This is a genomic window from Streptomyces sp. NPDC049687 (assembly GCF_044465285.1).
GTDB lineage: Bacteria > Actinomycetota > Actinomycetes > Streptomycetales > Streptomycetaceae > Streptomyces.
Genome location: NZ_JBITLN010000006.1, coordinates 465,397 through 478,397 on the forward strand (window position 1 = coordinate 465,397; position 13,001 = coordinate 478,397).

Genomic DNA, 13,001 nt, shown 5'->3' on the forward strand with positions numbered 1-13,001 from the left:
GAAGTCCGATTTCAGGCTTCCCGTCCGTTGAATTTTTTCTTTCACGCGGCTTGACACCACCCGCGCGTCACCCGGAACATCTCTCCCGTGAACCTGTCAGACAGCCAGACAGGTGGAAGGGTGCCGCGGCGCGTCAGCGCGATGGAAGCGGTTCTCGGTCACCTCCGTGGCGCCATCGAGCGCGGCGACTACGCCATCGGCGACAAGCTGCCTTCCGAGGCCGAGCTCTGCCGCACCCTCGAGGTGTCCCGGCCCGTGCTGCGGGAGGCCCTGCGCGCCCTGCAGACCATGGGCCTGACGGTCGCCAAGACCGGCAAGGGCACCTTCGTGATCGCGAACACCGTCGAGGACCCCACCTTCGGCGACTACGCGGCCAGCGACCTGCTGGAGGTGCGCCGCCACGTCGAGATCCCGGTCGCCGGGTACGCGGCCCGGCGCCGCACCCCGGAGAACCTGGACCACCTGGCCCATCTGCTCGACCGCATGGAGCGGGAGACGGACACCACCGCGTGGGTCGCGATGGACACCCTCTTCCACCTGGCCGTCGCCGAGGCAGCCCAGAACCCGGTCTTCCGCCGGGTCATCGAGGAGATCCGGGACGCACTGGCGCGTCAGTCGGCCTTCCTCAACGAGCTGGGCGGCCGCCGCGAGCAGTCCAACCGCGAGCACCGGGCCATCGTCGAGGCGCTGATCGACGGTTCCGAGCACGACGCGGTGGAGGCGATGAGCCACCACCTCGACCGCGTCGAGACGACCCTCACCGACATCGTGCGTTCCCCCGGCACGAACACCCCACTGGAAGGCGGACCCGAGGCGTGAGCGAACAGCACCTCAAAGACGAGACGCGCCCCTCGACCCGTCACGTCGACGCCGGCGACCACGGCTACAGCAAGTCGCTGAAGCACCGGCACGTCAACATGATCGCCATCGGCGGCGCCATAGGCACCGGCCTCTTCCTCGGCGCGGGCGGCCGGCTGGCCGACGCCGGGCCCTCCCTCTTCGTCGCGTACGCCGTCTGCGGCGTCTTCGCCTTCCTGGTCGTGCGCGCCCTCGGCGAGCTCGTCCTGTACCGCCCGTCCTCCGGCGCCTTCGTGTCGTACGCCCGCGAGTTCCTCGGCGAGAAGGGAGCGTACACGGCCGGCTGGATGTACTTCCTGAACTGGGCCACCACCGGCATCGCCGACATCACCGCGGTGGCCACCTACACCCACTACTGGGGCATGTTCTCCGACATCCCCCAGTGGGTGATCGCGCTCATCGCCCTGGCCGTGGTCCTCGCCGTGAACCTGATCTCCGTGAAGATCTTCGGCGAACTGGAGTTCTGGTTCGCCATCGTCAAGGTCAGCGCGCTCGTGATCTTCATGTGCATCGGCATCTTCCTCCTGGTCACCCAGCACCCGGTGGACGGCGCCACCCCCGGCCCGTCCCTGATCACCGACAACGGCGGCGTCTTCCCCAACGGCCTGCTGCCCATGCTGCTGATCATCCAGGGCGTCGTCTTCGCCTACGCCTCGGTCGAACTGGTCGGCGTCGCCGCCGGCGAGACCGAGAACCCCGAGAAGATCATGCCCAAGGCGATCAACTCGATCATGTGGCGCGTGGGCCTCTTCTACGTCGGCTCGGTCGTCCTGCTGTCGATGCTGCTCCCGTGGAACAAGTACACGTCCGGCGAGAGCCCCTTCGTGACGGTCCTGTCCAACATCGGCATCCCCGCGGCGGGCGGAGTGATGAACCTGGTCGTCCTGACCGCGGCGATGTCGTCCTTGAACTCCGGCCTGTACTCGACGGGCCGCATCCTGCGCTCCATGGCCGTCAGCGGCTCCGCCCCGAAGTTCACCGCGAAGATGAGCCGCACCCAGGTCCCCTACGGCGGCATCCTGCTCACCAGCGGCATCTGCGTCCTCGGCGTCGGCCTCAACTTCGTCGTCCCGGCGGACGCCTTCGAGATCGTCCTGAACTTCGCGGCGCTCGGGATCCTCTCCACCTGGGGCATGATCATGATCTGTCACCTCCTCTTCTGGCAGAAGACCCAGAAGGGCGAGCTGACCCGCCCGGCCTACCGGCTCCCGGGCTCCCCCTGGACCGAACTGGTGACGCTGTTCTTCCTCGCCTCGGTCCTGGTCCTCATGTACGCCGACGGCGGCGCCGGACGCACCACCGTGCTGTGCCTGCCGCTGATCGTCGGAGCGCTCGTCGCCGGCTGGTACGCCGTCCGCCGCAACCTCGCGCGCACCTCAGCCAAGGCCGACGCGTGAACCCGGCGCCGGCCCACGACAACCCACCAGTGATCCAGGCAGTGATGTACAGCAGTTCCAGTTCCCTCGCCGACGCCCCCGCGATACGCGAACCCCTCCACGCCCCCGTCGCCCACCTCGTGCGCGGCGGGGTGACCGAGGGCATCCACTACGGCTCCGTCGTCGTCCTCGGCACGGGTGGTGAGGTCGAGTTCCAGCTCGGCGACATCGAGGCCGCCTTCTACCCGCGCTCGGCGCTCAAGCCCGTCCAGGCCGTGGCCATGCTGCGGGCCGGTCTGCCGCTCGACGGCGAGCTGCTCTCGCTCGCCGCCGCCAGTCACTCCGGCGAGGAACGCCACCTCGCCGGAACCCGCCGGATCCTCGAGCTGGCGGGCGTCACGGAGGACGACCTGCGCAACGTCGTGGACCTGCCGTACGACCCAGTGGTACGCGACGCGTGGACACGCGAGGGCCGCCTGCCCTCCCGCCTGGCCCAGAACTGCTCCGGCAAGCACGCGGCCATGCTGTACACCTGCAAGCTCAACGGCTGGTCCCTCGACGGCTACCTCGACCCGGAGCACCCGCTCCAGCAGGCGATCGCCGAGATCGTCGAGGACCTCACCGGGCAGCGGATCGCACGGGTCACCGTCGACGGGTGCGGCGCCCCCCTCTTCTCCGTCTCCCTGCACGGCCTCGCCCGGGCCGCCGCGCGCATCACCACCGCGGCCCCGGGCACCCCGGAGGCCCGGGTCGCGGACGCCATGCGCGACCACGCCGAGATGGCCTCCGGCTCCGGCAGGGACGTGGCCGCCCTGATGCGGGCCGTCCCCGGCCTGCTCGCCAAGGACGGCTTCGAGGGCGTCGAGGTCGCCGCCCTCCCGGACGGCCGCGCGGTGGCCGTCAAGATCTCCGACGGCGCCAACCGCGCCCGTGTCCCGGTGGCAGCGGCCGCCCTCGCCCGAGCCGGCGTGGACCCCGCCCTGCTCAGGGAGTTCGCGGGCGAACCCCTCCTCGGGGGCGGCGAACCGGTGGGCAGCGTCCGGCCGGTCCGCGCACTGGACCCGATCACCGTACGGGCCTGCGCCTGACGACTCCGGTGGCCACCGAGTGTGCGCGGTGGTCACCGGCGGACCACGACCCGGTCGCGCGCCGACCGGATCCCCGCGGCCGGCGCTCGAACCGCCGGCCCCCGAACCGCCGGTCCGGTCACCACCGGACCGGTGCCTGACCGGCTCGGGCGGGCGTCACCCCGTACCGCCCGAGCCGGCCACCGCCCCACCCGACGTCGCCCGCTCCCCTCACCCTCACCTCAGAAAGAGGCCGCACCCTCATGACCGCCGCCGCAGTCACCCGCAGCGAACACGACCTGCTCGGAGACCGGGACGTCCCCGCCGACGCCTACTGGGGCATCCACACCCTGCGCGCCACGGAGAACTTCCCGATCACGGGTGCCACGATCTCCGCCTACCCGCACCTCGTCGAGGCCCTGGCCGCCGTCAAGGAGGCCGCCGCCCTCGCCAACGAGGAGCTCGGACTGCTGGCGCCGGAGAAGGCCGCCGCGATCGTCGCCGCCTGCCGCGAGATCCGCGCGGGGAAGCTGCACGACCAGTTCGTCGTCGACGTCATCCAGGGCGGCGCCGGCACCTCGACCAACATGAACGCCAACGAGGTCGTCGCGAACCGGGCGCTGGAACTGCTCGGGCACCGAAAAGGGCAGTATCGGCACCTGCACCCCAACGAGGACGTCAACCTCGGACAGTCCACCAACGACGTCTACCCGACCGCCGTCAAGATAGCGACGGTCTTCGCGGTCCGTGGACTGCTCAAGGCGATGTCCGTACTGCAGGACTCGTTCGCCCGGAAGGCCGTCGAGTTCCGCGATGTGCTCAAAATGGGGCGTACCCAGTTGCAGGACGCGGTGCCCATGACGCTCGGTCAGGAGTTCTCGGCCTATGCCGTCATGATCGACGAGGACCGCAACCGTCTTGACGAGGCCGTCCAGTTGATCCATGAGATCAACCTGGGTGCCACGGCGATCGGCACCGGCCTGAACGCGCCCGCCGGATACGCCGAGTCCGCCCGCCGCCACCTCGCCGAGATCACCGGACTGCCGCTGGTCACCGCCGCCAACCTCGTCGAGGCCACCCAGGACTGCGGCGCCTTCGTCCAGATGTCCGGCGTCCTCAAGCGGATCGCCGTCAAGCTCTCCAAGAGCTGCAACGACCTGCGCCTGCTGTCCTCCGGCCCGCGCGCAGGCCTCGGCGAGATCAACCTGCCGCCCGTTCAGGCCGGTTCGTCGATCATGCCCGGCAAGGTCAATCCCGTGATCCCCGAGGTCGTCAACCAGGTCGCCTTCGAGGTCATCGGCAACGACGTCACCATCACCATGGCGGCGGAGGCCGGACAGCTCCAGCTCAACGCCTTCGAGCCGATCATCCTGCACTCCCTCTCGGAGTCCATCACCCACCTGCGCGCCGCCTGCCTCACCCTGGCCGAACGCTGCGTCGACGGCATCACCGCCAACACCGAGCGGCTGCGCGCGAGCGTGGAGAACTCCATCGGCCTGGTCACCGCCCTGAACCCGCACATCGGGTACACGGCGGCCACCGACATCGCCAAGGAGGCCCTCGTCACCGGCCGCGGTGTCGCCGAACTCGTCCTGGAGAAGGGCCTGTTGCCCGCCGAGCGGCTCGCCGACCTGCTGCGCCCCGAGGTCGTGGCGGGCAGCGGCTCCCCTCTCGTCTGAGACGCCCCTCACCTGCGACGACGCGCCAGGACCGGCGCGGAGGCACAATAGTGATCATGACAACGACGTCGTCCCTCACCTTCCAGCCGGTCCTGGAGCGCATCGCCGAGGAGATGGAGCGCACCCCCGGACGCGGCCGCCCCGCCGACTACATCCCGGCGCTCGCGGCCCGCGACCCGCGCCGTTTCGGCATGGCCGTCGCCGAACTGGACGGCACGGTGTACGGCGTGGGGGACTGGCACGAGCCGTTCTCCACACAGTCCATCACCAAGGTGTTCACCCTCGCCCTCGACCTGGCCCGCGAGGGCGACGAACTCTGGGAGCACGTGGGCCGCGAACCCTCGGGCAATCCCTTCAACTCCCTGGTCCAGCTGGAGTACGAGGAGGGCATCCCGCGGAATCCCTTCATCAACGCGGGCGCCCTGGTCGTCACCGACCGCCTCCACACCCGTACCGGAGACGCGGCCGGGGAACTCCTGGCCTTCCTGCGCACCGAGAGCGGCAACCCCACCCTGGACTTCGACGAGGAAGTCGCCGCGTCCGAGGCCGCGCACGGCGACCGCAACGCCGCCCTTGCCCATTTCATGGCGTCCTACGGCAACATCGACAACCCGGTGCCGGACCTCCTCGCCCAGTACTTCCGCCAGTGCTCGCTCACCGCGTCCTGCGCCGACCTCGCCCTGGCCACCTCCTTCCTCGCCCGCCACGGCATCCGCGCCGACGGCACCCGCCTGCTCAGCCGCAGCCAGGCCAAGCAGGTCAACGCGGTGATGCTGACCTGCGGCACGTACGACGCGGCCGGCGACTTCGCCTACCGGGTCGGGCTGCCCGGCAAGAGCGGTGTCGGCGGCGGCATCATCGCCGTCGTACCGGGCCGCTGCACACTGTGCGTATGGAGCCCGGGCCTCGACGAACGCGGCAACTCGGTGGCGGGCGTGGCGGCCCTGGACCGATTCACGACGCTGACGGGGCTGTCGGTGTTCTGAGCGGTCGGCCTGCCGGGCACAAGGCGGACCGGCCGGACCCGGGGAACGCATCGGTACGCTCCCACGATCACCCGCCGGTCACGCGCAGGCCCCCGCCCCGAGGGCGGCACGTCAGGTTCCGGCCACTCGGCGTTGACACGCTGGCGGAGTGTTGGCCATGGCTTTCCCCCTCGATCTCCGCCGCTGCCAGGTACTGGGTCTGGCCGGTACGGCCTGTCTCGCGCTGGGCGGCGAGAGCGCCGGCGCGCTGCCCGCACGGGAACTCCTGGCCCCGACCTCGGTCCACGCCGTACTGGGCCTGGTCGGCGTGTACTTCGGGCTGGTGCTGCTGACCGCGGCCTGGATCCTTCTCGGCCGCCTCGTCCGCAGCGCGGACCCGCCGACCCCGCGCGCCCTCCTCCTGGTCCTCGCGGTCTGGGCGGCGCCGCTGCTGATCGGACCGCCGCTGTTCAGCCGCGACGTCTACAGCTACCTCGCACAGGGCGCCATGGTGGACGCGCACATGGATGTGTACACGCACGGCCCGGCCCGGCTCGGCGGCCCGCTCGCGGCCGAGGTCGCCCCGCTGTGGCGGCACACCGGAGCCCCGTACGGTCCGGTCTTCATGGCCGTCGCGGCCGCGCTGTACGGACTGACCCACGGCGAGCTGCCCGCCGGGCTCCTCGGGATGCGGCTGGTCGCCCTGTGCGGGGTGGCGCTGATGGCGTTCGCGTTGCCCCGGCTGGCCCGGCACAGCGGCGCCGATCCGGCGGCCGCGCTGTGGCTCGGCGTCCTCAACCCGCTGGTCCTGCTGCACCTGGTGGCGGGTGCCCACAATGACGCGATCATGCTGGGCCTGCTCGGCGCCGGACTGGTCGCCGCGCTCGCCCGCCACCCCGTCCCGGCGGCCGTCCTCGTCACGCTCGCCGCCCTGGTCAAGGCACCCGCGATCCTGGGCCTGGCCGCCGTCGCGGTCCTGGCCGTGCGGGCGGGCCGCCACCCCGCGCGCGCCGTCCTGACCACGGCGGCCGCCTGCGCGGCCACCACGGTCGCCGCGACCGCCCTCGCGGGCACCGGATACGGCTGGATAGCCGCCCTGAACACCCCCGTCTCCCCTCAGAACTGGGCCCTCACCAGTCTCCTCGGCCGCGCCACCGGAGCCCTTCTGGAGCACCTCGGCAGCGACCTCGCCCCGCTGGCGGTCCCCGCCTGGCACGTGGTCGGCCTCGCGGTCACAGCCGCTGTCCTGGTCGCCATCTGGTGGCGGCTGCGGCCGCGCCCGGTGTACGCCCTCGGTCTGAGCCTCGCCACGGTGGCCGCCTTCGGCCCGGCGATCCGCCCCTGGTACGCGCTGTGGGGGTTGTTCCTGATCGCCGCGGCGGCCCCCAGCACCTCCGTACGGCACCGTATGGCGGCCGTGGCCGGCGTCCTCGCCCTCGCGGTGCTGCCCGACGGCGGCCCCGCCGACACCGGCCGACTGGTCCTGGCGGTCTCCGGCGGCGCGCTCGCCGTGGTCGTCCTGTGGCAGGCCCGCCTCGCGGCACAGGCCCCGGACGCGGTGGGACGTACGGCATGAGGGCACCCGCCACGGACCGTGGCCGCCTGCTGCTGCTCGGCTGCCTGGTCGCGGCCGTCACCCTTTTCACCGCGACGGTTCCCCTGCTGCGGGACTGGTTCGACCTGCGCGTCTACTACGGCACCGTCAACAGCTGGATCCACCACGGCGGCCGCCTCTACGACTACCGGGTGCCGGGCACACCGTACGGCTTCACCTACCCGCCGTTCGCGGCCGTCGCCATGCTGCCCATGGCGCTGGTCGGCCTGGGTACGGCGATCGTGGCCGCCCTGCTGCTCAATCTGGCGGCCCTCGCCGTCGTCGTACGGATACTGGCAGGTCCCCGCCGGTGGCGGCACGGCTGGTACGGCGCCGTCCTCGCCGCCTGCGTCCTCGCGCTGTTCGAACCGCTGCGGGACACCTTCAGCTTCGGCCAGGTCAACCTGCTTCTGCTGGCCCTGGTGCTGGCCGACGGTCGGCTGCTGGCGAGCGGACGGGGCCGCTGGGCGGGCGTCGGCATCGGCCTGGCGGCGGCGGTCAAGCTCACGCCCGCGGTCTTCATCGGCTTGCTGCTGCTCGCCCGGCGGTGGCGGGCGGCCGCCGTCGCCATGGCCGTCGCGCTCGCCGCCACCGCCCTCGCGGCCCTCGTCGCCCCGGACGCCTCACGCTTCTACTGGACGAAGGCCCTGTGGGACACCACCCGCGTGGGCCGGCTCGACTATGTCTCGAACCAGTCGCTGCAGGGCGTTCTGGCCCGGCTCGGCGTGGAGAGCAGGGCCGTGTGGGCGGTGCTGGTCGTGGCCGTGCTGTGCGTGTGGGCGCGGCGGGCCCGGCGGGCGGTGGGCGCGGGGGACTGGCAGGCGGCCTTCGCCCTCACCGGCGCGACCGCCTGTCTGGTCAGCCCCGTCACCTGGGTGCACCACCTGGTGTGGCTGCTGCCGTCCTTCGCCGTGCTGGTCCGCGCCGGGCACCCGCGCGCCGCGGGCGCCCTGTACGCGGTGCTGTCCACCAGTGTGGTGTGGCTCTGGTTCGACGACGCGTCCGGCATCGGCGGATTCCTCGGCGGCAACACGTACACCTGGGTCACGCTCGGGCTGGTGCTGTTCCTTCCGGTCGGTCACCTCCGCGCCGAACGGCGGCCGGAGACCCACAGCGCCAGCGCGACGACGGACCCGCCCAGCCCGGCCGCACCCGCGATCGCCGACGCCTTCGACGCGACGGAACGGCGGTCGGCGGAGGGGGCGGCGACGGCCGCGGCGGCCACCGGCTCCGCCGACGGTCCGGGCGCGGGCTGGGGCCGGGCCCGCAGCGCGTCCAGCGAACCCACCGGCTCGACCCGCCCGGCGGCCGCGAACCCCCAGTCCAGGAGCGCGCGTGCCTCCTCGTAGACGGCGTATGTGCCGCCCCTCTGAGGGTTCATCACCGTCACCACGAGGGTGCGACCACTCCGGCGGGCGGCGGCGACCAGGGTGTTTCCCGCGTTGCTGGTGTAGCCGTTCTTGACCCCGATCAGCCCCCGGTACGGCTCGACGCCGTCGTGCCCGGTCAGCAGCCGGTTGGTGTTCGTGATGTCGTACGGCCGTCCCCCGCCCCCGGGGAACGTCGCCTCCGCCATCCCGCAGTACCCCGAGAAGTCCGTCCTGCGCAGCCCCGCCCGGCCGAACACCGCGAGGTCGTACGCCGACGACACCTGGCCCGGCGTGTCGTAGCCGTCGGGCGAGCGGACGTGGGTGTCCAGGGCGCCCAGCGCTCGCGCCTTCTCCTGCATTCGCGCGGCGGTGGCGCGCCAGCCGCCGGTGAGGGCGGCCAGGACGTGCACGGCGTCGTTGCCGGAGTTGAGGAACACCCCGCGCCACAGCTCGGCGACCGAGTACCTCCGCCCCTCCGCGACCCCGACGAGACTGCTGCCGGGCCCGACGTCCGCGAGCTCCTCCTCGCCCACCTGGTGGCGGATGCCACCGGGCAGGACCGGCAGCACCGTGAGGGCGAACAGGGTCTTCAGGGTGCTGGCGGGCGGCAGCTTGCGGTGCGCGTTCGACGCGGCGAGCACCGCGCCGCTCCTCGCATCGGACACCAGCCACGACAGCGCCGAGACGTCCGGGACCTCGGGTGCTCCATGACGGGGTCCGACCTGCGTACCGGGACGATACAGAAGTGACGGTCCCGGCGCCCGCGCCTGTCCCGCACGGGGGCCGCCGGGCGGTGCCGGGTCCGCTCCGGCCGGGGCGGCGGCCGCGGCGGGCCCGAGCGCCAGGACGCCCACCGCACAGAACGCGCAGGCCGCCACGACGGCCCGAGAGGAGAATCCGATAGTCATATGATCAACGTAGGAATCGAGTGCGCCATCCCCGCGCTGCCCGTGCCGTACGCCGGCCACCGAGCACCCGGATGCCGCACGCTCACCGGTCCGCGGGCAGCGTCGGCTGGATCCGCCGCAGGAACGTGGTGTTGTCCGGGGTCTGTCGCATCCGCTCCAGCAGGGTCTCCAGGTTCCCCTGGCCGTCGCGGCTCTGCAGTGCCCGGCGCAGCCCGCGTACGGCGGTCAACTCGCCCGGCGAGAGGAGGAGTTCCTCGCGTCGGGTGCCGGATCCGTTGATGTCGACGGCCGGGAAGACGCGGCGGGAGGCCCGCTCGCGGTCGAGGCGGAGCTCCATGTTGCCGGTGCTCTTCAGCTCCTCGAAGAAGAAGTCGTCCGCGCGGGAGCCCGTTTCGACGAGGACGGTGGCCAGGATGGTGAGCGAGCCACCCTCCTCGGCCGTCCGAGCGGCACCGAAGAACCGCTTCGGGCCGATGAGAGCGGTCGCGTCGACCCCGCCGCTGAGGGTGCGGCCCCCGGCGGCGGCCGCGTTGTTGTGCGCCCGGCACAGCCGGGTCAGCGAGTCGAGCAGGATCACGACGTCCTCGCCCGCCTCCACGAGGCGCTTGGCCCGCTCGACGACGAGTTCGGCGAGCGCGATGTGCTGCCTGGGTGTCCGGTCGAAGGTCGAGGCGTAGACCTCGCCCCGCACCGAACGCCGCATGTCGGTGACTTCCTCGGGGCGTTCGTCGAGCAGCACCACCATCAGCCGGGCCTCGGGGTGGTTGCCGCTGACGGCGGCGGCGAGCTGCTGGAGCAGCACGGTCTTGCCCGTCTTCGGCGGCGCGACGATCAGGCCGCGCTGGCCCTTGCCGACGGGCGCGATCAGATCGGTGACACGTCCCGCGAGCGCGGCCGCCGGGTGTTCGAGGCGCAGCCGCTGGTGCGGGTGCAGGGGCGTGAGGTCACGGAAGTGACGGCGGCGGCCGAGGGCCTCGGGCGTGCGGCCGTTGACGCGCGCCACCTCCGTCAGGGCGCGCTGGGTGCCGCGCACCCCTTCGACCAGGTCGCCCTTGCGCAGTCCGTGACGGCGGATCAGCGCGGCCGGGACCAGGAGGTCGGCGGGCGTGGGCAGGCAGTCGGCGCCCCGCAGGTGCCCCTGCCCGCTCGCGTCGACGTCGAGGACGCCGGCGGCGACCCGGGGCGGCCGCTGCTCGTGTACTGGGGGGTGTTCGAGTGTGGTGGTCAAGGTGGTCGGTCCTTTCACGGACGGAAGGCATGAGGTGTGCGTAGGAAGGGGGTGCGGCCGCGAAGGGAGGGCGCACGGTGCGCGCCTCGGGCGGCGGGAACAGCACCTCGTGTACGGCGGACTGCGCCGCTGGGGAGGTGGTGCGGGAAAGCCACCGGGCCGGCCGACGGAAACGGCGGGCGGATCGGCTGACTGGAAGGCAACAAGGTACCGGTGCCCCGACGGGGACTTACATAGGTACCGCAAAGACCGTACCACATACTTTCTCGCGCAGTCGGCCCAGGATGTCGGGGGAGGCCGGCCTCGCGGCCTGCTGCCGCACCCGCGCCGCCCGGCTGCACCCGATCACGCGCGGCGGCGCCGTCCACAACAACGTCGCGTCCGAGGCCGCCGTGTCGTCTCCTCGCTCACCTCGAAACCCGGCCTGTCCGAGGTTTACGACAGATGTCCCTAGAGCGTAACGATCTGTGACGTCAAGCGACTTGACCGTCAACAGTGCACTATCTTCACGTCATGTCCACGCCGCCTGAGCCTCCGAAGCAGCCCCAGCAGCCGTCCGACGCTCCGGCCCAGCCGAGCGCGTACCCCTACCCGAATCCGCAGTCGCCGGCCCCCGGCGGGCCGATGGGTTTCCCGCCGGCGGCGCCCGCGACCCAAGCCGGTCAGCAGAACGTCTATGCCCAGCCGACCCTGGTCGGCGTGCCCGCCCAGCCGGGGCAGCCGGGCCAGCCGGTTCAGCCCCATCCGGGGAACCCGTACGTCCAGCAGGGTCCGTACCCCGTCGTCGGCCCGCCGCCCAGAAGCGGCGGCGGTGCCGGGAGAGCCGTCCTGTGGGCCGCCCTCGGCGCGGTGGTGGCGTCCGCCGCCTGGGCGGCCGGCGTCTTTCTGATCGGTACCGGAGCCGACCCGGACCTGCGTGGTTACACGGCACCGTCGAACCTGTGCAACGCGGCCGACTACTCGTCCTTCAGGGAGGAGTACCCGGACAACGACAGTGCCCCGACCCACAACAACCTCGAGGACGACGCCCTCGATGAAGGGCTCTGCAGCCTCAGCCTGAAGAAGTCCTCGTCGAGTTACGCGGACGCCTACCTCTACGTCCAGCTGGACCTGCACAAGAAGACCGACCCCGGGCCGGAGTTCACGGCGGCCTGGAAGAACTACGCCGACAGCCACTCGGGTTACGACGTGGAAGCCGTCACGGGCATCGGCGACGAGGCCTACCTGGTCAGTGACGACACCACGTCCGGATCGTCCAGCGGATCGCTCTACGCCACGCTCGCCGTCCGGGACGGCTGGGTGACGTACACGATGAGTTACAGTGCCTACTACTCCTCGTACGACGACGACACCGATCCGCCGGGGCTCGACGAGGTCTCGGGCTGGCTGAAGACGGACACGAGGGCGACCCTGGCGAACCTCAGGGACTGAGGCCCGGCCAGGGCTCCACGGCACGGTGGCCGACATCCCGATGGCAGCGGTCGGCCACCGGCGCGTCCAGCGCAGCCGTGATCGCCTTCACCACGACATCGTCAGGAGGCGGCGGCCGAGCGTGCCTCCGCCTCCTTCGCGATCTCGTCGAACCGTGCCCCCATGGCCGCCGCGAGCGCCTGCGCACCCGACAACGGGCGTACCATGACGGTCAGTTCGTCGATCAGGCCGTCCTCGTTCAGATGGATGAAGTCGCAGCCGCTCAGCGTCCGGTCGCCCACCCGGGCCGTGAACACGAGCGCGTGGTCGCGCCCCTCGCCCTCGGTGAGCTCACGCTCGTACCGGAAGTCCTCGAAGACCCGCGACACCGCCCGCAGGATCGCCGCGGTGATCGCCTTGCCGGCGTACGGCTTGAACACGACCGGGCTGGTGAACACCACGTCCTCGGCCAGCAGCGCCTCGACGGCGTCGAGATCGCCGGCCTCGACCGCCTCACGGAACGCGCGCATCGGATCACCTCACAGG

The 13,001-nt window shown here is 71.9% G+C and carries 10 protein-coding genes and 1 pseudogene; 8 read left to right on the forward strand and 3 right to left on the reverse strand.

Annotation, left to right across the window (positions count from 1 at the left end; genetic code table 11):
* The first annotated feature begins 141 nt into the window (after positions 1-141).
* The 7 genes from ACIBVL_RS21505 to ACIBVL_RS21535 all read left to right on the forward strand — a co-directional run bounded on the left by ACIBVL_RS21505 (position 142) and on the right by ACIBVL_RS21535 (position 8,888).
* A complete protein-coding gene (locus tag ACIBVL_RS21505; RefSeq protein WP_399098885.1) occupies positions 142-819 on the forward strand; it encodes a FadR/GntR family transcriptional regulator in 678 nt (225 codons plus the stop codon).
* Positions 816-2,255 (forward strand): amino acid permease, encoded by a 1,440-nt coding sequence (locus tag ACIBVL_RS21510; protein WP_399098821.1) that lies wholly within the window; start codon positions 816-818, stop codon positions 2,253-2,255. The genes ACIBVL_RS21505 and ACIBVL_RS21510 overlap by 4 nt, the downstream gene beginning before the upstream one ends.
* 44 nt (positions 2,256-2,299) lie before the next feature.
* Positions 2,300-3,322 carry an asparaginase gene (locus tag ACIBVL_RS21515; RefSeq protein ID WP_399098822.1) on the forward strand — a complete coding sequence of 341 codons (1,023 nt, stop codon included), beginning with the start codon at positions 2,300-2,302 and terminating at the stop codon, positions 3,320-3,322.
* A 242-nt stretch (positions 3,323-3,564) separates the two neighbouring features.
* The gene (aspA, locus tag ACIBVL_RS21520) at positions 3,565-4,980 is read left to right on the forward strand and encodes an aspartate ammonia-lyase (protein ID WP_399098823.1); all 1,416 of its coding nucleotides are present in this window, start codon (positions 3,565-3,567) and stop codon (positions 4,978-4,980) included.
* Between the two features lie 56 nt (positions 4,981-5,036).
* The gene (locus ACIBVL_RS21525) at positions 5,037-5,966 is read left to right on the forward strand and encodes a glutaminase (RefSeq protein WP_399098825.1); all 930 of its coding nucleotides are present in this window, start codon (positions 5,037-5,039) and stop codon (positions 5,964-5,966) included.
* Between the two features lie 157 nt (positions 5,967-6,123).
* Entirely contained in the window at positions 6,124-7,521 is a 1,398-nt protein-coding gene (mptB, locus tag ACIBVL_RS21530) for a polyprenol phosphomannose-dependent alpha 1,6 mannosyltransferase MptB (protein WP_399098826.1), read from the forward strand.
* A complete protein-coding gene (locus ACIBVL_RS21535; RefSeq protein ID WP_399098827.1) occupies positions 7,518-8,888 on the forward strand; it encodes a glycosyltransferase 87 family protein in 1,371 nt (456 codons plus the stop codon). Before mptB ends, ACIBVL_RS21535 begins: the two co-directional genes overlap by 4 nt.
* Positions 8,889-8,971: 83 nt before the next feature.
* Here the strand turns inward: ACIBVL_RS21535 and ACIBVL_RS21540 are convergent.
* Positions 8,972-9,817, reverse strand: a pseudogene (locus tag ACIBVL_RS21540) (D-alanyl-D-alanine carboxypeptidase family protein); the annotation flags it as partial.
* 82 nt (positions 9,818-9,899) lie between these two features.
* Positions 9,900-11,045 (reverse strand): transcription termination factor Rho, encoded by a 1,146-nt coding sequence (gene rho, locus ACIBVL_RS21545; protein WP_399098828.1) that lies wholly within the window; start codon positions 11,043-11,045, stop codon positions 9,900-9,902.
* A 513-nt stretch (positions 11,046-11,558) separates the two neighbouring features.
* Between rho and ACIBVL_RS21550 the strand changes: the two genes are divergently transcribed.
* Complete coding sequence (locus ACIBVL_RS21550; protein WP_399098829.1) at positions 11,559-12,476, forward strand: hypothetical protein; 918 nt, start codon at positions 11,559-11,561, stop codon at positions 12,474-12,476.
* Positions 12,477-12,577: 101 nt separating this feature from the next.
* Here ACIBVL_RS21550 and ACIBVL_RS21555 read toward each other — a convergent pair whose 3' ends face one another.
* Positions 12,578-12,985 carry a nuclear transport factor 2 family protein gene (locus tag ACIBVL_RS21555; RefSeq protein ID WP_399098830.1) on the reverse strand — a complete coding sequence of 136 codons (408 nt, stop codon included), beginning with the start codon at positions 12,983-12,985 and terminating at the stop codon, positions 12,578-12,580.
* Between the last annotated feature and the right edge of the window lie 16 nt (positions 12,986-13,001).

What these genes read in the sequence shown, in the direction of transcription:
- ACIBVL_RS21505 (WP_399098885.1), top strand. Translation starts at nt 142, where the DNA reads ATGGAAGCGGTTCTCGGTCACCTCCGTGGCGCCATCGAGCGCGGCGAC.
- ACIBVL_RS21515 (WP_399098822.1), top strand. Translation starts at nt 2,300, where the DNA reads ATGTACAGCAGTTCCAGTTCCCTCGCCGACGCCCCCGCGATACGCGAA.
- aspA (WP_399098823.1), top strand. Translation starts at nt 3,565, where the DNA reads ATGACCGCCGCCGCAGTCACCCGCAGCGAACACGACCTGCTCGGAGAC.
- ACIBVL_RS21525 (WP_399098825.1), top strand. Translation starts at nt 5,037, where the DNA reads ATGACAACGACGTCGTCCCTCACCTTCCAGCCGGTCCTGGAGCGCATC.
- mptB (WP_399098826.1), top strand. Translation starts at nt 6,124, where the DNA reads ATGGCTTTCCCCCTCGATCTCCGCCGCTGCCAGGTACTGGGTCTGGCC.
- ACIBVL_RS21535 (WP_399098827.1), top strand. Translation starts at nt 7,518, where the DNA reads ATGAGGGCACCCGCCACGGACCGTGGCCGCCTGCTGCTGCTCGGCTGC.
- ACIBVL_RS21550 (WP_399098829.1), top strand. Translation starts at nt 11,559, where the DNA reads ATGTCCACGCCGCCTGAGCCTCCGAAGCAGCCCCAGCAGCCGTCCGAC.
- ACIBVL_RS21555 (WP_399098830.1), bottom strand. Translation starts at nt 12,985, where the DNA reads ATGCGCGCGTTCCGTGAGGCGGTCGAGGCCGGCGATCTCGACGCCGTC.